Origin of the sequence: Methylobacterium adhaesivum (assembly GCF_022179065.1) — a bacterium.
Lineage (GTDB): Bacteria > Pseudomonadota > Alphaproteobacteria > Rhizobiales > Beijerinckiaceae > Methylobacterium > Methylobacterium adhaesivum.
Genome location: NZ_BPQD01000016.1, coordinates 1 through 19,540, shown reverse-complemented (window position 1 = coordinate 19,540; position 19,540 = coordinate 1). Strand labels below are relative to the sequence as shown.

Below are 19,540 nucleotides of genomic sequence, written 5' to 3'. Positions count from 1 at the left end.
CGGCTGTGCTCGGAGCAAGACCCGAACGCGACGCGACCGGGCGTTTCGCGAGGCCCTGTGAGCGCTTCCGTCCTTGCCCGAATCCTCCAAAGCTCCTATGAGCCGAGGGCGTCGAGAACGCGTCGGGGTGTAGCGCAGTCTGGTAGCGCATCTGGTTTGGGACCAGAGGGTCGTAGGTTCGAATCCTATCGCCCCGACCATTTCTCGCGCACAGATCCGTGACCGTTGGGAATCGTCCGATGTCGAGCGTCCGCATCTATCAGCCCGCCAAGGACGCGTCGCAGTCGGGAATCGCCCGCACCAAGGTCTGGGTCCTCGAGTTCGATCAGAGCACCCCGCGCGAGATCGACCCGCTCATGGGTTGGACCGGGTCCTCGGACACGCTGCAGCAGGTGCGCCTGGAGTTCGAGACCCGCGACGAGGCCATCGCGTACGCGGCCCGCGCTGGCCTGTCATTCCGGGTCGAGGAGCCGCAAAAGCCGGTTCCGCGCAAGGGCCTGTCCTACTCGGACAATTTCAAGTTCAACCGTACGGCGCCCTGGACCCATTAGGGCGTCCTTCCGAAGGTGGCCTCCGGCTTTCGGACAGAACGATGCTTTGTCGGCTCGCTCGGGCGTCAGAGTTGGACCAGGATGGTCACCGCCCCGAAGATTAGCACCGACGCGACGGCCACGGCGAGCAGGATTAGGGCGGCGCGCGATTCGCGCAGGTCGTTCTCGGTCATCGGTCGTTCTCGATTATGACCTGAGGCTAGCGTCGGATCGCGGCCGAGCCAATCGCCTATTTCCCGTCCGACTCGCGGGCACGCCACGCCTCGTAGGGATGCGCTTCCGCCGCGACCGGGCGATGCGACACCCGCATCGGCTGCTCGTCCAGGGGTCGGCAGAGTTCGGCATAGATGCCGGCACTGAGCAGCCCGTAGGTCTCGGCCTCCTCGGCGCTGTAGGCGAAGTAAGCCTCGCGGATGCCGGAGAGCCGCATGGCGGCGTGGCACATGGGGCAGGGGCGCCCGCTCGCATAGACGACGCATCCGTCGAGCTTGGCCGATCCGAGAAGACGGCTCGCCTCGCGGATCGCCACCATCTCGGCGTGATCCGTGGCGTCGTGCGTCTCCGCCGTGCGGTTGACCGCCCGCGCGAGCACCTCGCCGTCGCGGACGATCACGGCACCGTATGGCCGCCCGCCGGAGAGGACGTTGGCGTGCGCGAGGGCGACGGCATCGCGCAGATGGGCGTCGTGGGTCATGGGACTGCCTCCGAGAAAAACGTTAGAACGCGTAGCGGACCGTGCAGTAGGGCATCCGCTCGGCGAGGAGCGCGGTGAAGCGGGCGAGCCAGCGGCCCTTCCAGCCCGTGCGGTAACGTAGGTTGGCGCCACCCCCCTGCGAGACCTTCGCCTCCTGAATGTCGGGGCGCCAGAGCAGGGCCTCGGCTTTCGGATGCCAGCCGAGGTTGACCGCGTGCAGGTCGGCATTGTGGGTGAGCATGATGACCTCGGCCTTGACCTGAGCCCGCGCCGCCGCGCCGATGCCGTCATCGATGGCCGTGAACAGCTCGGCCCAGTCCGCCTCCCAGCCCTCGTACAGGATGACCGGCGAGAAGTTCAGGTGGACCTCGTAGCCGGCGGCCACGAAGTCGTCGATGGCCGCGATCCGCTCGGCGATCGGGCTCGTGCGCACGTCGACGATCCGGGCGATTCGCTCGGGCATGAGGGAGAACCGGATCCGGGTCTTCTCCTGCGGATCGTAGGCGAGGAGGTCGCGGTTCACCGCCTTGGTGGCGAAGGACGCCTTGGCGTTGGGAAGGGTTCGGAACAGGCCCACGAGATCCCGCACGGTGTCGGAGATCGCGGCATCGACGGAGAGATCGCCGTTCTCGCCGAGGTCGTAGACCCAGAGGGTCGGATCGACGCTGTCCGGCTCTTGGAGGGGACCCTGTTTCTCCGCGTGCCGGCGGATGGCGGCGCAGACGGCCTCGACGTTGACGAACAGCGAGATCGGGTTGGCGAAGCCCTTGCGGCGCGGCACGTAGCAATACGCGCAGGCCATGGCGCAGCCGTTGGAGGTGGAGGGCGCGATGAAGTGGGCGCTGCGCCCGTTGGGCCGCATCGCGAGCCCCTTCTTCACGCCGAGCACCAGGGTCGAACGCTTGATCCGCACCCAATCCTCCACCGAGCCGGCATTCCCGTGCAGTTCGGGGATGGCCCAGTGCGAAGGCACTTCGATCCGATGCGCGTCGGGAAAGCGCTCGAGAATCGCGCGGCCCCGGGGAAATCCGGCCACCGCCGGCTCGTGGTAGATCGTCCGGATGTCGATAAGGTCGCGCGAAAGTCCCATGTCGACGACATGGGACTCCGGCGGACGGCGGCGAGGGACGGCGGGTCCGACGCCTGTGGACACGTCAGCGCACGCCGCCCCGGACGTCAGAGTCGCGCCAGAAGTTCGGCCTTCTTCGCGGAGAATTCCGCCTCCGTCAGGACGCCCTTGCGCTGAAGCTCCGCGAGGCGCTCCAGGGTCGCGAGGATCGCGTCGGCGGGGGAGGGCGGATGTGGCGGGCTCACCCCCGGGACGGCGGTGGGCGCGGGCGACTCAGGCGACGCGGGCGCGAACCGATACGCCGCGTCTTCCTCGACGCGGCGCAGGGATTCGAGGTCGACGCCGCCGCCCGGACCGGAAAAGTGCAGGCTGCCCGATCCCCCCTGCTGCTGAGAGACCCCGGTGATATGGTGCCCGTCGGTCGCGTAGAGGGCGACGCGTCCGTCCGTCTCGACGGCGAGGCGCTGGCGGTCCGGGAAATAGGCGTAGCGGATGCCGTTCTGGGCGCCCGAGGCTCCGGGCCGTCCGAGATCCTCCGGCCACCAGGCGCCGGGCTTGTCTCCGGACTCCACGAAGCCGCCCGGCGGCAAGGTCCGGACGAGGTCGGAGCAGAGGGCGGCGACACGGGCCTTGAGGCCTGTGTCGAACATCGCGCCGATCATCGTCATACCCCCCGACGACCATTGGCCGAAGCCGCCGAGTTCGGGGTGGTCGAACTGCGCCATGGTGCCGTGGCCCGCTTCCAGGGCGCGCACGAGATGGCGCACGGCGTCGAGGCTCACCCCGTGCCGGTCGGCGATGATCTGAAGTCCGTTCGGGTGATCGGGCATCGGCGGCACCTGTGTCAGGGTGGAGCGGCCCCCCGAACGGCGGGGCCAATCCCCCGGGAGCATGTCGCCCCGCTGCGTGCTTCGCAACGCAAAAAGTTTTCCGCGGAGCGGACCTTCGGGGGAAGCGTGAGCGTTCCCGTCTCGATTTTGACGTTCCGAGTGCCCCGTGAGAGCGCCGCACGGGGTCGGGCGTCCTCCCTGGAGCAGTTATGGCCGACGATCATTCACGCGCAGGCAAGGCGTCCGCGACCCGTTCACGCATCAAGGAAGGCTCGCCCTATCCCCTGGGCGCCAACTGGGACGGGCTTGGCGTCAATTTCGCCCTGTTCTCCGCCCACGCCACCAAGGTCGAACTCTGCCTCTTCGACGATGCGGGCGAGACCGAGATCGAGCGCATCGAGCTGCCCGAGTACACGGACGAGATCTGGCACGGTTACCTGCCGGATGCGCGGCCCGGCACCATCTACGGCTACCGGGTGCACGGCCCCTACGAGCCGAAGGCCGGTCACCGCTTCAACCCGAACAAGCTGCTCATCGACCCCTATGCCAAGGGTCTCGTCGGCTCCATCACCTGGAACCCGGCCCTGTTCGGCTACAAGATGGAAACGGGCGACGACCTGACCTTCGACGACCGCGATTCGGCGCCCTTCACCCGCCGCAGCCGGGTGATCGACTCGGCCTTCACCTGGGGCCGCGACCGCAAGCCCCACGTGCCGTGGGAGAAGACGATCTTCTACGAGACCCACGTGAAGGGGTTCACCAAGCTGCACCCGGCCGTGCCGGAGAAGCTGCGCGGCACCTATGCGGGCCTCGGGACGCCGGCCGTCCTCGACTACATCAAGAGCCTCGGCGTTACCTCCGTCGAACTCCTGCCGGTCCATGCCTTCGTGCAGGACGATTACCTCCAGGAAAAGGACCTGGTGAATTACTGGGGCTACAACACGATCTCGTTCTTCACCCCCGCGCGGCGCTACGCGGCGGTGCCGGACTTCGCCTTCTCCGAGTTCAAGGAGATGGTGGCGCGCATGCACGGCGCCGGCCTCGAGGTGATCCTCGATGTGGTCTACAACCACACGGCCGAGGGCAACGAGAAGGGTCCGACGCTCTCGTACAAGGGCGTCGACAACGCCTCGTATTACCGTCTGATGCCGAAGGAGCCGCGCTACTACATCAACGACACGGGCACGGGTAACACCTTCAACCTGTCTCACCCGCGTGTCCTGCAACTCGTCACCGACTCCCTGCGCTACTGGGCCACCGAGATGCGCGTCGACGGGTTCCGGTTCGACCTCGCGACGATCCTCGGGCGCGAGCCGCACGGCTTCGACGAGGGCGGCGGCTTCCTCGATACCTGCCGGCAGGACCCGGTACTGAACTCCGTCAAGCTCATCGCCGAGCCGTGGGATTGCGGTCCTGGCGGTTATCAGGTCGGCGGATTCCCGCCGGGCTGGGCCGAGTGGAACGACCGCTACCGTGACGACGTGCGCGGGTTCTGGCGCGGCGACGAGGGGCTGCTTCCCTCGCTCGCCTCACGCCTCACGGGGTCGGCCGACAAGTTCAACAAGCGCGGGCGCAAGCCCTGGGCTTCGGTGAACTTCCTCACGGCCCATGACGGCTTCACGCTGAACGATACCGTATCGTACAATGACAAGCACAACATGGCCAACGGTGAGAACAACCGCGACGGCCATTCGCACAACCTGTCGTGCAATTACGGTGTCGAGGGGCCGACGGAGGATCCCGAGATCCGCGCCGTGCGCCTGCGCCAGATGCGCAACATGCTGGCGACCCTGTTCCTGTCGCGCGGCACGCCGATGCTGCTCGCGGGCGACGAGTTCGCCCGGACCCAGAACGGCAACAACAATGCCTATTGCCAGGACAACGAGATCTCCTGGCTCGACTGGGGCGCCATCGGCCCCGAGGAGCGCGACCTCACCGAGTTCACGCAACGCCTCATGATCCTGCGCGAGTCCCTGCCGATCCTGACGCGCGGTCGCTTCCTCACCGGTGAATTCGACGAGGAACTGGGCGTTCGCGACGTGACGTGGCTGACTCCGAGCGGCACCGAGATGACCCCGGAGAACTGGGCCCAGGGCGATGCCCGGTCCCTCGCCGTGGTCCTCGACGGCCGGGCGCAGGTTTCGGGCATCCAGCGTCGCGGCGGCGATGCCACCCTGCTGCTGCTCTACAACGCCTACCACGACCTCGTGTCGTTCACCCTGCCGGCCACGGTCGGCGCTTCCGCCTGGACGCGCTTGCTCGACACCAACCTGCCAGACAGCCAGGACGTCGTCAGCGTGCCGGTCGGCGAGCGCTACGACGTGACCGGCCGCTCGATGCTGATGTTCGTGCTGAAGCCGGAGGAGGTCGAGGGCGCCGATGTCACCGAGATGGAGCGCTCCTACCAGCACGTGATGCAGGCGTTCGAGCGTGCCAACATCGACAGCGTCCGCTTCGGCACCCGCAAGGAGTAGGACCCGGGTCGGGGCGGCGGCGAAGGCCGCCGTCCCGACCCGTCGAACGCCGTCCTTTCCCGAACCGGCGCCGGGGGAAAGGCGTTCAGCCTTCGACACGGGCCGCATCGCCACTCGACGCGATCGCCTACGTGCCGGAGCGATGCCAGCAGGGAGGCCGACGATGCCGCAGGGTGACAAGTCGCGCTACACCGACAAGCAAGTGCGCAAGGCCGAACATATCGCCGAATCCTACGAGGCGCGTGGGGTGCCCGAGAAGCAGGCCGAAGCGCGGGCCTGGGCTACCGTCAACAAGGACGATGGCGGGGGCAAGAAGCCCGGTGGATCGGGGAGGGGCAAATCCACCGGCCATCCGGCGGCCCACAAGGGTGGAGAGGCCGGCGGCAGGGCGGCCGCCGCCCGTACGCCGGAGCAGCGCTCGGCCTCGGCGAAGAAGGCGGCCGAGACCCGCAAGCGCAACGCCGCGAAGGCGTGAGGCGCGGCTCGATCCAAGCCGCGCCCATTCGGTTCAGGCCATGGCGGCCTTCAGGTGCTGATCGACCTTGTCGAGGAAGCCCGTGGTCGAGAGCCAGCGCTGATCGGGTCCGACCAGGAGGGCGAGGTCCTTCGTCATGAAGCCGGCCTCGACGGTATCGACGCAGACCGTCTCCAGGGTCGTGGCGAACTTGGCGAGATCCGCGTTGCCGTCGAGCTTGGCCCGGTGGGCGAGACCACGTGACCACGCGAAGATCGACGCGATGGAGTTCGTGGACGTCTCCTTGCCCTTCTGGTGCTCGCGGTAGTGGCGCGTCACGGTGCCGTGGGCGGCCTCGGCCTCGACGGTCTGGCCGTCCGGGGTGAGGAGCACGGAGGTCATCAGGCCGAGCGAGCCGAAGCCCTGCGCCACGGTGTCGGACTGCACGTCGCCGTCGTAGTTCTTGCACGCCCAGACGTAGCCGCCCGACCACTTGAGGGCCGAGGCCACCATGTCGTCGATGAGGCGGTGCTCGTACGTGATGCCGGCGGCATCGAACTTGGCCTTGAACTCGTTCTGGAAGACTTCCTCGAACAGATCCTTGAACCGGCCGTCATAAGCCTTGAGGATCGTGTTCTTGGTCGAGAGGTAGACGGGGTACTTGCGGTTCAGGCCGTAGTTCATCGAGGCGCGGGCGAAATCGCGGATCGAGTCGTCGAGGTTGTACATCGCCTGGGCGACGCCGGGGCTCGGAAACTTGAAAACCTCCTTCTCAATGACGGTGCCGTCCTCGCCCTCGAACTTGATGGTCAGGCGGCCCTTGCCCGGAACCTTGAAGTCCGTGGCCTTGTACTGGTCGCCGTAGGCGTGGCGGCCGACGACGATGGGCTGAGTCCAACCCGGCACGAGGCGCGGCACGTTCCGGCAGATGATCGGCTCACGGAAGATCACGCCGCCGAGGATGTTGCGGATCGTGCCGTTGGGCGACTTCCACATCTCCTTAAGATTGAACTCCTTCACCCGCTGCTCGTCGGGGGTAATGGTAGCGCACTTCACGCCCACGCCGTGGCGCTTGATCGCCTCAGCTGCCTCCACGGTGACCTGATCGTTGGTGGCATCGCGATGCTCGACGCCGAGATCATAGTATTCGAGGTCGAGGTCGAGATAGGGGTGGATGAGCTTGGTCTTGATCTCGCTCCAGATGATCCGGGTCATCTCGTCGCCGTCGAGTTCGACGACGGGCTTGGCTACCTTGATCTTATCCATCGCGTGTCAGGCCTTCCGCAAGAATCCAGGGGCCCCATGCAAATGCCGTGCGGCCGCGGGCAGGGTCATAGCGCGGGCGTCACAGTGGCGGAAGACGCAGGCCCCCTCCGCTGCCGTGACAGGAGACGAGATCTGTCAGAGGCGCCATGGGGCTGGACATTCGCGGCGTGAGGGGGGATTTCCGCCCGCACCCTCCCTCGAGACGGAATGGAACCACTTCATGAGCGAACGCATCATCCTGCGGGCCGGCGAAGCCCTGGTCGCGGGCGGGCCGCCCAACACCGCCTCCGAGCCCGAGGTGATCATCGGCGAACTCGACGGTCCCGTCGGCACCGCCCTCGCCACCCTCACGGGCGATCAGGTGGTTGGCCACAGCCGCGTCTTCGCCCTCCTGAACACCGACATCATGGTCCGGCCGGTGACGCTCTGCGTGTCCAAGGTGAGCGTGACGGAATCGAAATACACCTCGATCCTCATGGGCACCGTGCAGTTCGCCATCGCCAATGGCGTCCTCGATGCCGTGCGGGCCGGCTACATCCCGAAGGAGAAGGCCAACGACCTCGGCATCATCTGCTCGGTTTGGCTCAGCCCCGGGGTGATCGAGGCCGAGACCGTCGATCACAAGGCCCTGTTCGAGATCCAGCGCAAGGGCATGACCGAGGCGATCCGCAAGGCGATGACGAACGAGCCGTCCATCGACTGGCTCCTGGAGAACCAGGACAAGATCATACACAAGTATTATCAGATGGGCCTCGACGGAAAGATCTAGTCCGATGTCGCCCGCGCCCGTCGTCATCCTCGTCGAGCCGCAACTGGCCGAGAACATCGGCATGGTCGCCCGTGCCATGGCCAATTTCGGGCTGTCGGAGCTTCGGCTCGTCGCTCCGAAGAACGGCTGGCCCAAGAAGGGCGTGCGCGAGGCGGCATCCGGAGCGACCCATGTCCTCGACGGCGCGATCGTCTTTGCGACCGTCGCGGAGGCCATCGCCGATCTCTACTACGTCCTGGCCACGACGGCGCGTGAGCGTGGACAGATGAAGCGCGTCATGGGGCCGGACGACGCCATGCGCGACGTCGCCGTCCGCGCGGGGCAACGGATCGGGATCCTGTTCGGCCGCGAGCGCGCAGGCCTGAGCAACGACGAGGTGTCCCTCGCCGACGCCATCGTGACCTTTCCGGTCTCGGAAGACTTTCCCTCCCTCAACCTCGCGCAGGGGGTGCTCCTCGTCGGCTACGAGTGGCGTCGAGCGGCGGGGCTGGCGCAACTGCCGTTCTCCGGCGAGATGCTGTCGCCACCCGCGACCCGCGAGGCCATGGCCTCCCTCGTCGGAACCCTCGAGGAGAGCCTGACCGCGGCCGGCTTCTATCCGCCGGAGAAGCGCGAGATCATCGCCCGCAACATGCGCGACATGCTGCACCGCATGGCGATGACGGAGCAGGACGTCCGCACCTTGCGCGGCGCACTAAGGTCCCTGCACGGCCGGCGTCAGCGTTCCCAGGGCGGGCAGGGCACGAACGCGTGATGCGTTGTCGCGCAGGCTGCCCGCTTCGCCAGAGGTAAGCGACGACCGCCCAGGCCCATGGGCTTACGGGTCTTAAGCTCTGCGCCAGATTTCTGTGCGAAGGGTGCAAGACGATGCCGAGCGATGACCTGCGCCTGATTGGCGGCGAATTCGCCGCCCCTGAGAAGGAAGCCCTCTTTCAAGCGGAGCGGCTGCCGGAAACGATTCGGCATGTCCGGCTGATCCTGATTTTCTCCGTGATCATGAACAGCCTGTTCCTGTTCAGCGATGCGCGCTTCTACGGCGGACCCCATTTCCTTCCAGCCATCAGTGCCCGGCTCCTGGTCGTCGGGGCCTCGTGCGCGGCCGTCTGGGCCGTGCGGACCACGGGGAGCTTTCCCGCGCTTCAGCGGGTGATGGTGGTGTGGCAGGCCATCAGCGCCGTCGGGGTGGCGTATCTGTGCTCGACCCGCTCGGACATCGCCCTGTTCGTACTCCTGATGCTTCCGGCGCTCTACATGCTCGCCGTGCCGACGAGCTTCCGCTGGACGGTGCTCTCCTGTGTGTTCTGCACGGGCGTGCTGCTTTGCGGCTATCTGCTGCCGAGTCCGGTTCCGGACACCGCGCTCGGGATCGTCATGGCGACGGTCATGTCGAACGCCCCAATCCTCCTCTTCGTCATGCGCTGGAACCGCCTGCGGCGCCTTGAATGGACAGCGGTCCGCGCAGCGGGGCGCGCCAACGGCGAACTCGCCGAGAGCCGCCGGTTGTACGAGACCATGTTCCGCGCCGTGCCGGTGCCGATCGTGGTGTCCCGACAGGCGGACGGGCAGTTCGTCAGCATCAACGATGCCGGAATGGACTTCTTCGGGATTCCGGACGGGGCCAGCATCGCCCAATACACCACACGCGACATCGTCCCGCTGGACCAGCGGCGGCGCCTTCAGGGTATTCTCGAAGCACACGGATCGGCCCGGGACCAGGAAATCGTCATCACCATCCGTGGGGGCGTCCGGCGCGACATCCTGCTGTCGATCGAGGCGGTCCAGGCCGATGGGGTACCCTGCGTCGTCTCCAGTCTCGTCGATATCACCAGCCGCAAGGCGATGGAGGAGCGCATCCGGGTCGCGGCCAACCACGACGTGCTGACGGGGCTCGCCAATCGCGCCCTGTTCCAGACGAGCCTGGACGGCGCTCTTGCGCAGGCGCGGGAGGAGGGCAGCACGGTCGGGTTGATCCTGATCGACCTCGATGCCTTCAAGGAGGTCAACGACACCCTCGGACACGACGCTGGCGATACGCTTCTGAAGGCGGTGGGGCATCGCCTGACGGAGGTGACGGAACCCGACGACCTCGTGGCACGCCTCGGTGGCGACGAATTCGTCGTCATCGCCCGCAGCGGATCGCTGCAGCACCCCGAGGGTCGCGACCTCACCGCTTTGAGTGAGAGAATTCTGTCCGCCCTGCGTCCGCCCATCGACATACGCGGGCGCATCGTCGCTCCCCGCGCCAGCCTCGGCATCGCCGTTTACCCCGCGCACGCCGACAATGCGCCCGACCTCTTCACCAATGCGGATCTTGCGCTCTACGCGGCCAAGGGCGCCGGACGGAATCGGGCGACCACGTTCGAGCCGGGTCTCCGTGCCGTCATCGAGGACCGCGTCACCATTACGCGCGAGATGCGGTCGACCCTCGACGCGGGCGGGTTGATCCCATTCTACCAGCCGAAGATTCTACTGGCGACGGGGCGGATCATCGGTTTCGAAGCCCTCGCGCGCTGGCAGCATCCGACGCGCGGCCTTCTGACCCCCACCGACTTCGCTACCGTGTTCGACGATCCCGATATCGGCATCGCCGTCGGACAAAACCTGCGGCGCCAGATCTTCGCCGATGTGGCCGATTGGATCGGGAGCGGCCACGATCCCGGGCGGGTGTTCTTCAACCTGTCCTCGGCGCAATTTGCCCAGGGTGACCTCGCCGACGTTTTGCTGGCCGAGATCGCGGCCGTCGGCCTCTCCTGCGACAGGTTCGGGATCGAGGTGACGGAGACCGTGCTCCTGGCCGGCAACGGCAATCGCGTCGGCCCCATCCTCGAGACCCTACACACGGCAGGCCTCCGGATCGCCCTCGATGATTTCGGAACAGGTTACGCGTCCCTCACCCATCTGAAGCAGTTTCCCGTGGACGAGATCAAGATCGACCGCAGCTTCGTGCGGGATCTGGAGCGGGACCCCGACGACGCGGCCATCGTCGCCGCCGTCCTGCAACTCGGGCGCAGCCTCGCCCTCGACGTCACCGCCGAGGGCATCGAAAACAACGCGCAGGCTCATTTCCTCCTGGCGAAGGGCTGCAGCTACGCCCAGGGCTATCTCTACGGCCGGCCGATGCCGGGAGACCAAGTCCCCGGGATACTCACCGACTCGAACGAACGGGCGCGAAGCGTCGTCTTCGGGTAAGTCCCCGTTCCCGCAAGCCTGTCGCCCGACGCGCCGTCAGTCGACCTGCGCGAGGGCCTGGGCGATGTCGGCGATGAGATCCTCGGCGTTCTCCAACCCGATAGACAGGCGCACGGTCTCCGGGCCCACTAGGGCGGCGGCCTTTTCGTGCGGGAGCAGCTGGCGGTGCGTCGTCGTCGCCGGGTGGATCGCCAGGGACTTGATCTCGCCGATGTTGACGAGGTGAGAGACGAGCTTGAGGCCCATGATGAAGCGGATCGCCGCCGGTTCGCCGCCCTTGAGCGCGAAGGTGAAGATCGAGCCCGGGCCGTCCGGTACGTATTTCGCAGCCATGGCTTCACCGGCTTGGCCGGGCAGGGCGGGATAGCTCACCCAGGCCACGGCCGGGTGGTCCTTCAGGAAGCCGGCCACCGCCTTCGCGTTGGCGCAGTGGCGCGCCATGCGCAACGGCAGGGTTTCGACCCCCGTGAGCGTGAGGAAGGCGTTCATGGGCGAGAGGCCCGGACCGAGTTCGCGCAGGCCGAACAGGCGACAGGCCACGGCGAAGCTGAAATCCGGGAAGCGCTCGGTGATGACGAGCCCGTCGTAATCCTCCCACGGCTCGGCGATGAGATTGTAGCGGTCGCCCGCCGCTTTCCAGTCGAACCGGCCGGCGTCGCAGATCACGCCGCCGATGGTCTGGCCGGAGCCGCCGAGGAACTTCGAGGTCGAGTGCATGACGATGTCGGCGCCGTGCTCGATCGGACGGATCAGCGCCGGGGAGGCGAGGGTGTTGTCGACGACGAGGGGCAGCTTGTGACGGCGCGCCACCTCGGCGATGCCGGCGATATCCATGACGGTGGCACAGGGATTGACGATGGACTCGCAGACGATGGCCTTCGTCTCCGGCGTGATGGCCGCCTCGAAATCCGCCGGGTCGAGGCCCTTGGCGAATTGCGCCTTCATGTCGTAGCGGCCGTCGAGACGGTTCATGAGGCCGAGCGAGCCGCCGAACAGGCGCGGCGAGACGACGTAGGCGTCACCGCTCTTCATCAGTGTCATGAGGATGAGGAGGAGTGCCGATTGTCCGGACGAGACCGCGACGGCTGAGGCGGCCCCTTCGAGGGCGGCCACGCGGCGCTCGAGGGCGGCCACCGTCGGGTTCGAGCCGCGCGAATACGAGAAGCCCGTGCGGCGCATGGCGAAGATGTCGGCCGCCTGCTCCGTCGATTCGAACACGAAGCCGTTCGTGAAATAGATCGGCTGCACCCGCGCGCCCGTGGCGGGGTCCGGGGCGGCGCCGGCATGGATGGCGGCGGTGGCGAAGCGCTGGGGTCTGGTCTCGGTGGCCATGGGGCCTTCTCGGCTGGGGGTCAGGCGGCGCGGTGCACGAAGGCGCGCAGGGTCCGCACGAGGGTCGAGGGTTCGTAGGGCTTGGGAATGAAACGCGCCCCGTCCGGCATGTCGTTCGGGCCGGGGGTGCCCATGCCCGACACGACGAGGACGGGAATGTCGGGCCAACGATGGGCCACGAGGCGGGCCAGGGCGAAGCCGTCCATGGAGCCGCGCGGCATGTCGACATCGGTCATGAGCACGCCGACGTCGTCCCGGTTCTCCAGCACCGTGAGGGCCTTGTCGGCGTGGGGCGCCTCCAGCACCGTGAAGCCCGCATCCGCCAGGGTGTCGGCCGCCTCCATCAGCAGGAGGCCGTCATCCTCCACGAGGAGCACGACCGGGAGATCTGGGGAAGTCTGCGTCATCTGGGACGAACGATCTCACGCAACGGGACAGGTGGGGCCTATTCCCCACCGTCGGTACGGTCAACAACGGGTCCCGGACCGTGATCGTTTCACCGGTGCGGGGATGCCGCACCGGGACGGGGCGCTCCGGCCCGTCGCATTCAGGCCGACAGGGCCGCGTCGAGGTCCTCGATGAGGTCGGCCGGGTCCTCGAGGCCGATGGAGAGGCGCACCACCTCGGGGCCGGCGCCCGCCGTGATCTTCTGCGGGTCGGTGAGCTGACGATGGGTGGTGGAGGCCGGGTGGATCACCAGGGAGCGGGTGTCACCGATGTTCGCCAGATGCGAGAAGAGCTGAAGGTTCGACACGAGGGTCACGCCGGCGTCGTATCCGCCCTTGAGCCCGATGGTGAACACCGCACCGGCCCCGTTGGGGGAGTAGCGCCGCGCCAGGGCGTGATAGCGGTCGCTCTCCAGGCCGGGATAGCTCACCCATGCGACGGCGGGATGGCCGGCGAGATGGGTGGCGACGGCGAGGGCATTGTCGCAGTGGCGCTGCATCCTGAGCGGTAGGGTCTCGATGCCGTTGAGGATGAGGAAGGCGTTGAACGGGGCGAGCGCCGGCCCGAGGTCGCGCAGGCCGAGCACCCGGATGGCGATGGCGAAGGCGAAGTTCCCGAAATTCTCGGCGAGCACCATGCCGGCATATTCCGGCCTGGGCTTCGACATCGCCGGGTATCGCTCGTCGCCGGCCCAGTTGAACGTCCCGCCATCGACCACGAGGCCGCCGATGGAATTGCCGTGGCCGCCCAGAAACTTCGTCGCCGAGTGTACCACGATGTCGGCGCCGTGCTCGAACGGGCGGATGAGGTACGGCGTCGCCATCGTGTTGTCGACGACGAGCGGAATGTTGTGCCGCTTGGCGATGGCCGAGAGGGCCGCGATATCGGTGATCACGCCGCCCGGATTGGCGATGGATTCACAGAAGATCGCGCGGGTGCGCGGGGTGATGGCGCGTTCAAATGAGGCCGGATCATCGGTATCGGCCCAGACCACGTTCCAGCCGAAGTTCTTGTAGGCGTGGTTGAACTGGTTGATCGACCCGCCGTAGAGCTTGTTCGCCGCGACGAACTCGTCGCCCGGCTGCATCAGGGCGTTCATGGTGAGGAACTCGGCGGCATGCCCGGAGGCGACGGCTACCGCCGCCGTCCCGCCTTCGAGGGCGGCGATGCGCTCCTCCAGCACGGCGTTGGTCGGGTTGGTGATGCGAGAATAGATATTGCCGAAAGCCTGGAGCCCGAACAGCGAAGCGGCGTGATCGACGTCGTCGAACACGAACGAGGCGGTCTGGTAGATCGGCGTCGCCCGCGCGCCCGTCGCCGCATCGGGGGCGGCGCCCGCATGGATCGCCAGGGTGTTGAAGCCGGGCAGGCGGTCGGTCATGGAATCCTCCTCGGATCGGGGGCCGCAGCCCGATCCATGTAACCCCGCTGGCGAGGTCGACGGAAGGGAGGAGCCCAGCAGTTCCGCTTAAACGAACAGGCGTTCTTTATGGAGAACGACTTGCCGGAGTCAAGGCGCCCGGCCGGCACGGAACCGCACGGCACGCCCCTGATTGACCGTGGACCGAGTGTGATGAGCGAGGATTGGTGCAGTGGCCGAGCACGACGACGAGACGACGTGGAAGGAGTTCAAGGACGCCGTCAACATGACCGCTTCCAACTTGGAGAAGTTTCTCGACACCGACGAGAGCAAAGCTGTCGGCCAGAAATCCGGCGGCAAGGGCGAGTCGACGGGCCACGCCTCGGGCCGCCGCATCGTCGATCTCCTCCATACCAAGAAGGCCGACCTGACGGAGGACGACTACGCCCACATGCGCAAGGTGGTCTCGTACGTGAAGCGCCACCTCAAGCAGGGCGGCCCGGATGACACGGACGCGGTGAAGGATTCCCCCTGGCGCTACTCGCTCATGAATTGGGGCCACGATCCGCTGAAGGGGTGAGACGCCTTTCGGTCGATGGCGTACGGAGTGGCCCCATCCGGATCGTTGGTCTGTCGCAGCAACCTGGCCGGGGCAGAGGCACTCAGGCTTCGATGATCGAACGGATCTTGCTGGCCAATCCCTCCACCGGGAACGGTTTGGTGATCATCTGCATGCCCGGTTCGAGATGGCCGGCTCCAAAGGCGGCATTCTCCGCGTAACCGGTCATGAACAGAACCTTCAGCCCCGGGCGACCGACGCGGGCCTGATCGGCGAGCTGGCGACCGTTCAGGCCGGGCAGGCCGACATCCGTGACGAGGAGGTCGATCCGCGCATCCGATTGCAGGATGCGCAGGCCGGCAAGGCCGTCGGGGGCCTCCCGGGTGGCGTAGCCGAGTTCGCCCAGCACCTCGACCACCAGGGTGCGGACGGTGTCGTCGTCCTCGACCACGAGGACGGTCTCGCCGTGCTCGGCCCGGGGAGGCTGGCCGCCGGCCTCGCGCGGCTCCTCGAGCTCGCCCCAGAAGCGGGGCAGGTAGAGCTTCACCGAGGTGCCCTTGTGGGTCTCGGAATAGATCTTCACGTTGCCTTCGGATTGCTTGGCGAAGCCGTAGATCATGCTCAGTCCGAGTCCGGTCCCCTGACCGATGGGCTTCGTCGTGAAGAACGGATCGAACGCCTTCGCGATGACGTCTGGCGGCATGCCGGTGCCGGTATCAGTGACGCAGATGCAGACGTACTGACCCGCGCGCACGCCGATCTCGCGCGCGACGTAGGCGTCGTCGAGGTAGCTGTTGGCCGTCTCTATGGTGAGCCGACCGCCGTCCGGCATCGCGTCGCGCGCATTGATCGCAAGATTCAGGACGGCGTTTTCCAGCTGGTTCGGATCGCACAGGGTGAGCCAGAGACCACCCGCGACGACGACCTCGAGGCGCACGCGTTCGCCCAGCGTGCGGCGGAGCAGGTCGTCCATGGATCCCACCAGCCGGTTCACGTCGACGGCCTTCGCCTCCAGAGGCTGGCGCCGCGAGAACGCCAGCAGGCGGTGGGTGAGCGCCGCCGCCCGCTGCGCCGAGGCCATCGCCAGGCCGGAATAGCGCGTGAGGTTCTCGATCCGGCCCTCGTTGATCCGGGTCTGCATCAGGTCGAGGGAGCCGACGATGCCGGTGAGCAGGTTGTTGAAATCGTGCGCGATGCCGCCGGTCAGTTGCCCGACCGCTTCCATCTTCTGCGACTGGCGCAATTGCTCCTCGGCCTGCTCCCGATCGGCGATGGCTTCGCGGACCCGTGCCTCCAGGGTGTCGTTCAGCTCACGCAGGGCGACTTCGGACGCCTTGGTGGCAGTGATGTCGTAGATCACGCCGACATGCCGCAATTCGGCCGAGGTATCCTCGCGCACGGCCTCGCCGCGCCGGGCGAGCCAGCGCATCTCGCCGGTCTCGGCCAACCGGACGCGCATCTCCGCATAGGGAAGTTCGCCGGCCTCGCGCACGCTCGGATCGAGGAGGGTGCCGCCTTCCGCCACGAGGGCGTTGACGGAGCTGACCGCCAGGGTCTCGGCCGGCACGACTCCGAGCAGGTTGCAGAATTGCGGCGAGACCGCGACGGTGGCGAAGCCCGGAACGAACTCGAACGTTCCGATCCGGCCGGCGGTCTGGGCGATGCGCAGGCGTTCGGCGATGCGCCTCTGCTCGGTGATCTCGACCAGGGCGCCCGTGAAGCGGACGGGATTGCCATCCGCGTCGTAGGCGCAGCGCCCCCGCGCATGGACCCACCGGATCGCGCCGTCGGGCGCCTGCAGGCGGTATTCCCGGTCGAAGACTTCGGCGCCGTTCAGGATGCCGCTGACGGCCAGGCGCACCCTGGGACGGTCCTGGTGATGGATGCGATTGAAGAAGGCGCCCGTCGGGACGCCGCCGCCGCTTAGATCCTGCTCGATGCCGTTGAGCAGGGCGAAACGGTCGTCGACGTGGAGGCGCCGGCCGAGGATGTCCCAATCCCAGGTGCCCGCGACGCCCGCGGCCGCGAGGGTGATCTTGAGCTGCCTCTGCGCATCGGCCAGACGCCGCTCGATGCCGGCCACCCGGTCCTCGGTGAACTCACTTCGGCGCAAGGCTGTGACGTCGATCTGCGAGGCGAAGAAGTTCACGAGGTCGCCGGCCTCGTCGAAGAGCGGACTCAGGTAGAGCTCGTTCCAGAACGAGCCGCCGTCCTTCCGGTAGTTCAGGATCTCGACCTTCACGTCCCGTCGCTCGGCGATGGCGTCTCGAACGAGAGCCACGCTGGTCGGGTCCGTATCGGGCCCCTGGAGGAAGCGGCAGTTCCGCCCGACGACCTCGTCGGCGTCGTAGCCCGTCAGCGTGAGGAAGGCACGGTTGGCGAGGACGATGGGATTGCCGGGGAGGCGTGGATCGGTGACCACCATCGGCTGGCGCGTGCGCTCCAGAGCGATGACGAAAGGCCCCGCGCGACGGCGCATCTCGGTGATCGCGATGGAGAGGGCGGCCGGCCGATCGCCATCGGGTGCGGCGTCGATCACGACTCTGTCTCGCCGAGGGCCCGCTCGACGAAGCCGTCGATGAGCGCCGTCAGGCTTTCGAGGGACGGCAGGTCCATCAGCATGGCGATGTAGCCGCGGATGTCGCGCTCGCGAACGGCGAAGTTGATGTAGAGGAACAGGACCAGAGAGTCGGTTGCCTCGTCGCCGAGGGGCTGGAAGATCCTCGGTCCGTCGCCCCTCATGACCTCGGGCAGGGACATGCTGAGCGTCCGCTGAAGAAGGTTCGCCATCGTGGCGAGGCAGCCGTTCAGGATGACGTTGCCCGTCTCGGTCAGCGCCTCGTCCTCGAGTTCGGCGACTTCCTCCGCCGTCAGTTCTTCCCCAGCCACGGCGCGAACGAGTTCGCGCCCGTTCTCCTGGGGGAAGATCAGTAGGGCGCGGCCGGCGAAGGCGCCCTGGAAATCCTGCTGGACGACGACGAGTTCGGACGCCTCGCGCTCGCCGATCATGCGCGCGGCCTGGGCGCGGGACACGATCTCGACGGCCGGCACCGATAGCAGCACCTGCACGCCGATCATCTTGCGCAGGCTCGCGGCGGCCTTGCTGACGCCGATGTTCACGAGTTCGGTGAAGGCGTCGCGCTGGAGTTCCGTGAGGTCTACGGTGCCCGTCGTCACGAGGCCGCCCTGCGCAGCCTGAGCGCGGCGCCGGACAGGAACCCGGCCAGGGCCTCGTCGGTCAGCGGCTTTGCCAGGAACGTGGCGTCGACGCTGCGGGCGCGGGCGATGATCTCGTCCTGGATGTTGGCCGAGACGACGGCGATCGGCATGCCGGGCTTCGCGGCGCGCAAATCCGCCGCCAGTTCCAGGCCGTCCTTGCCCGGCATGTTAAAATCGAGGAGCGCCACATCGATCTGACGCTCGTCCAGCACGGTCATCGCCGCCTCGGCGTTGGCCGCTTCGGCCACGTCCCAGTCCGGCTTGAGCTTGCGCAGGAGCTTGGCGGCGACGAGACGCGCCAACTTGCTGTCGTCGACGATGAGGGCTGTGGTCGTCATGGATGGTGATGCTGGTTCGGTTGTGCGCGGCGCGCCCGGATGATCGGCGACGACAGCCTTTATGCGTTGCCGCCGCCCCGGGGCATAGCCGTAAGTCTCACCCGTGCCGATTATCCTGGGGCGCGTGTCAACCATCGGGTGACGAATGGGTCCGCGCAGACCCCCACGACGCCCGGCTGCAGGCTCAGGAGGATCTGGTACACCGCGGTATGCAGGCGCGTGCAGGCGCTCCAGTCCACGGAGGCCTGTGGATCGTCGAGGAGCAGCGCCAGGAGCGTCTCCGCATCCTCGACGGGGCAGATTCCTTCCAGGCGAATCTTCGCCCCGGAGGCCCCATCGGTTCGGCGAATCACCGCCATTACAGTCCCTCCCGTGCCCGGTCCTGCGCCAGGATGGACGCGGGATCGAGGACGAGCAGCACGCGGCCGTCCCCGAGCGATGTCGTGCCCGCCACCCCGGGGATGGACCCGACGAGGCCCGTCGGCGGCCGGACAACGGCCTCGATGCGATCCTCGATGCGGTCGATCTCCAGGGCGATGCTATTCGAACCGGTGCGGACGGCCATGAGCAGCGCCTCCGGGCCTGCTTCGGAAAGCCCCCCGTGGCCCAGAAGATCGGCCAGCCGCAGCACCGGAACGGTCCGGCCACGCAGGACCGTGGCGTTTCCCCCGACGACGGCCTGGATGGCGGTTCGGGACCTGCGGACGACCGCGTCGATGAGCTCCATCGCGATGCCGTAGGATTCCCCGCCCGCTGCGACCACCATGAGGCGAGCGAGCGCGATGGTCTGGGGGAGGTGCAGGCGGACCGTGGTGCCGAGACCGACCCGACTTTCGAGGGAGACGCGGCCCCCCATACGGTCGGCGGCCGCCCGCACGGCGTCCATGCCGACGCCCCGGCCCGACAGGGCGCCGACGCTCTCGGCCGTCGAGAAACCGGGCGCGAAGATGAGGTCGGTGACGGCGTCTTCGTCCATGGCCTCGACGGCC

19 protein-coding genes and 1 tRNA gene are annotated in these 19,540 nt (G+C 67.3%); 8 read left to right on the top strand and 12 right to left on the bottom strand.

What is annotated here, in order from left to right; translation table 11 throughout:
• Positions 1 to 123: 123 nt before the first annotated feature.
• Positions 124 to 200: transfer RNA gene (locus MFF01_RS13330), tRNA-Pro, on the top strand.
• A gap of 39 nt (positions 201 to 239) precedes the next feature.
• The gene (locus MFF01_RS13325) at positions 240 to 551 is read left to right on the top strand and encodes an ETC complex I subunit (RefSeq protein WP_238226085.1); all 312 of its coding nucleotides are present in this window, start codon (positions 240 to 242) and stop codon (positions 549 to 551) included.
• A 229-nt stretch (positions 552 to 780) separates the two neighbouring features.
• On the opposite strand, the gene MFF01_RS13320 is transcribed toward MFF01_RS13325, so the two are convergent.
• The 3 genes from MFF01_RS13320 to MFF01_RS13310 form a co-directional block, all read right to left on the bottom strand.
• Positions 781 to 1,245, bottom strand: coding sequence for a nucleoside deaminase (locus MFF01_RS13320; RefSeq protein WP_238226083.1), 465 nt, complete (start codon positions 1,243 to 1,245; stop codon positions 781 to 783).
• A gap of 22 nt (positions 1,246 to 1,267) precedes the next feature.
• Positions 1,268 to 2,335: a spore photoproduct lyase family protein gene (locus MFF01_RS13315; RefSeq protein ID WP_238226081.1), complete on the bottom strand. Its 1,068-nt coding sequence runs from the start codon at positions 2,333 to 2,335 to the stop codon at positions 1,268 to 1,270.
• 86 nt (positions 2,336 to 2,421) lie between these two features.
• On the bottom strand, positions 2,422 to 3,144 hold the full coding sequence (locus tag MFF01_RS13310) for an SHOCT domain-containing protein (protein ID WP_373319757.1): 723 nt from the start codon (positions 3,142 to 3,144) through the stop codon (positions 2,422 to 2,424).
• A 209-nt stretch (positions 3,145 to 3,353) separates the two neighbouring features.
• On the opposite strand from MFF01_RS13310, the gene glgX reads away from it, so the two are divergent.
• The gene (gene glgX / locus MFF01_RS13305; protein WP_238226079.1) at positions 3,354 to 5,618 is read left to right on the top strand and encodes a glycogen debranching protein GlgX; all 2,265 of its coding nucleotides are present in this window, start codon (positions 3,354 to 3,356) and stop codon (positions 5,616 to 5,618) included.
• Between the two features lie 163 nt (positions 5,619 to 5,781).
• Positions 5,782 to 6,093 carry a plasmid stabilization protein gene (locus MFF01_RS13300; RefSeq protein ID WP_238226077.1) on the top strand — a complete coding sequence of 104 codons (312 nt, stop codon included), beginning with the start codon at positions 5,782 to 5,784 and terminating at the stop codon, positions 6,091 to 6,093.
• A 33-nt stretch (positions 6,094 to 6,126) separates the two neighbouring features.
• On the opposite strand, the gene MFF01_RS13295 is transcribed toward MFF01_RS13300, so the two are convergent.
• A complete protein-coding gene (locus MFF01_RS13295) occupies positions 6,127 to 7,338 on the bottom strand; it encodes an NADP-dependent isocitrate dehydrogenase (protein ID WP_238226075.1) in 1,212 nt (403 codons plus the stop codon).
• A gap of 220 nt (positions 7,339 to 7,558) precedes the next feature.
• Between MFF01_RS13295 and MFF01_RS13290 the strand changes: the two genes are divergently transcribed.
• From MFF01_RS13290 to MFF01_RS13280, 3 genes are all read left to right on the top strand, one after another.
• A complete protein-coding gene (locus MFF01_RS13290) occupies positions 7,559 to 8,107 on the top strand; it encodes a formaldehyde-activating enzyme (protein ID WP_238226073.1) in 549 nt (182 codons plus the stop codon).
• 4 nt (positions 8,108 to 8,111) lie between these two features.
• Positions 8,112 to 8,861, top strand: a complete 750-nt coding sequence (locus MFF01_RS13285; protein ID WP_238226071.1) for an RNA methyltransferase — start codon at positions 8,112 to 8,114, stop codon at positions 8,859 to 8,861.
• 113 nt (positions 8,862 to 8,974) lie between these two features.
• The gene (locus MFF01_RS13280; protein WP_238226069.1) at positions 8,975 to 11,296 is read left to right on the top strand and encodes a putative bifunctional diguanylate cyclase/phosphodiesterase; all 2,322 of its coding nucleotides are present in this window, start codon (positions 8,975 to 8,977) and stop codon (positions 11,294 to 11,296) included.
• 36 nt (positions 11,297 to 11,332) lie between these two features.
• Here the strand turns inward: MFF01_RS13280 and MFF01_RS13275 are convergent, their stop codons facing one another.
• The 3 genes from MFF01_RS13275 to MFF01_RS13265 all read right to left on the bottom strand — a co-directional run bounded on the left by MFF01_RS13275 (position 11,333) and on the right by MFF01_RS13265 (position 14,456).
• The gene (locus MFF01_RS13275; protein WP_238226067.1) at positions 11,333 to 12,628 is read right to left on the bottom strand and encodes an O-acetylhomoserine aminocarboxypropyltransferase/cysteine synthase family protein; all 1,296 of its coding nucleotides are present in this window, start codon (positions 12,626 to 12,628) and stop codon (positions 11,333 to 11,335) included.
• A gap of 20 nt (positions 12,629 to 12,648) precedes the next feature.
• Positions 12,649 to 13,035, bottom strand: coding sequence for a response regulator (locus MFF01_RS13270; protein ID WP_238226065.1), 387 nt, complete (start codon positions 13,033 to 13,035; stop codon positions 12,649 to 12,651).
• 140 nt (positions 13,036 to 13,175) lie between these two features.
• Positions 13,176 to 14,456, bottom strand: a complete 1,281-nt coding sequence (locus MFF01_RS13265) for an O-acetylhomoserine aminocarboxypropyltransferase (protein ID WP_238226063.1) — start codon at positions 14,454 to 14,456, stop codon at positions 13,176 to 13,178.
• Positions 14,457 to 14,667: 211 nt separating this feature from the next.
• On the opposite strand from MFF01_RS13265, the gene MFF01_RS13260 reads away from it, so the two are divergent.
• Positions 14,668 to 15,015: a DUF3140 domain-containing protein gene (locus MFF01_RS13260; RefSeq protein ID WP_238226061.1), complete on the top strand. Its 348-nt coding sequence runs from the start codon at positions 14,668 to 14,670 to the stop codon at positions 15,013 to 15,015.
• Between the two features lie 82 nt (positions 15,016 to 15,097).
• Here MFF01_RS13260 and MFF01_RS13255 read toward each other — a convergent pair whose 3' ends face one another.
• The 5 genes from MFF01_RS13255 to MFF01_RS13230 all read right to left on the bottom strand — a co-directional run.
• Positions 15,098 to 17,533 (bottom strand): PAS domain-containing protein, encoded by a 2,436-nt coding sequence (locus MFF01_RS13255; RefSeq protein WP_306421600.1) that lies wholly within the window; start codon positions 17,531 to 17,533, stop codon positions 15,098 to 15,100.
• Entirely contained in the window at positions 17,530 to 18,171 is a 642-nt protein-coding gene (locus MFF01_RS13245) for a chemotaxis protein CheX (protein ID WP_238226060.1), read from the bottom strand. The genes MFF01_RS13255 and MFF01_RS13245 overlap by 4 nt, the downstream gene beginning before the upstream one ends.
• Positions 18,168 to 18,551, bottom strand: coding sequence for a response regulator (locus MFF01_RS13240; RefSeq protein WP_238226058.1), 384 nt, complete (start codon positions 18,549 to 18,551; stop codon positions 18,168 to 18,170). Before MFF01_RS13240 ends, MFF01_RS13245 begins: the two co-directional genes overlap by 4 nt.
• A 110-nt stretch (positions 18,552 to 18,661) precedes the next feature.
• Positions 18,662 to 18,910, bottom strand: a complete 249-nt coding sequence (locus MFF01_RS13235; RefSeq protein ID WP_238226056.1) for a hypothetical protein — start codon at positions 18,908 to 18,910, stop codon at positions 18,662 to 18,664.
• Positions 18,910 to 19,540, bottom strand: a 631-nt coding sequence (locus MFF01_RS13230; RefSeq protein ID WP_238226054.1) for a chemotaxis protein CheW, incomplete at its 5' end; no start/stop codon positions are given. The genes MFF01_RS13235 and MFF01_RS13230, both read right to left, overlap by 1 nt.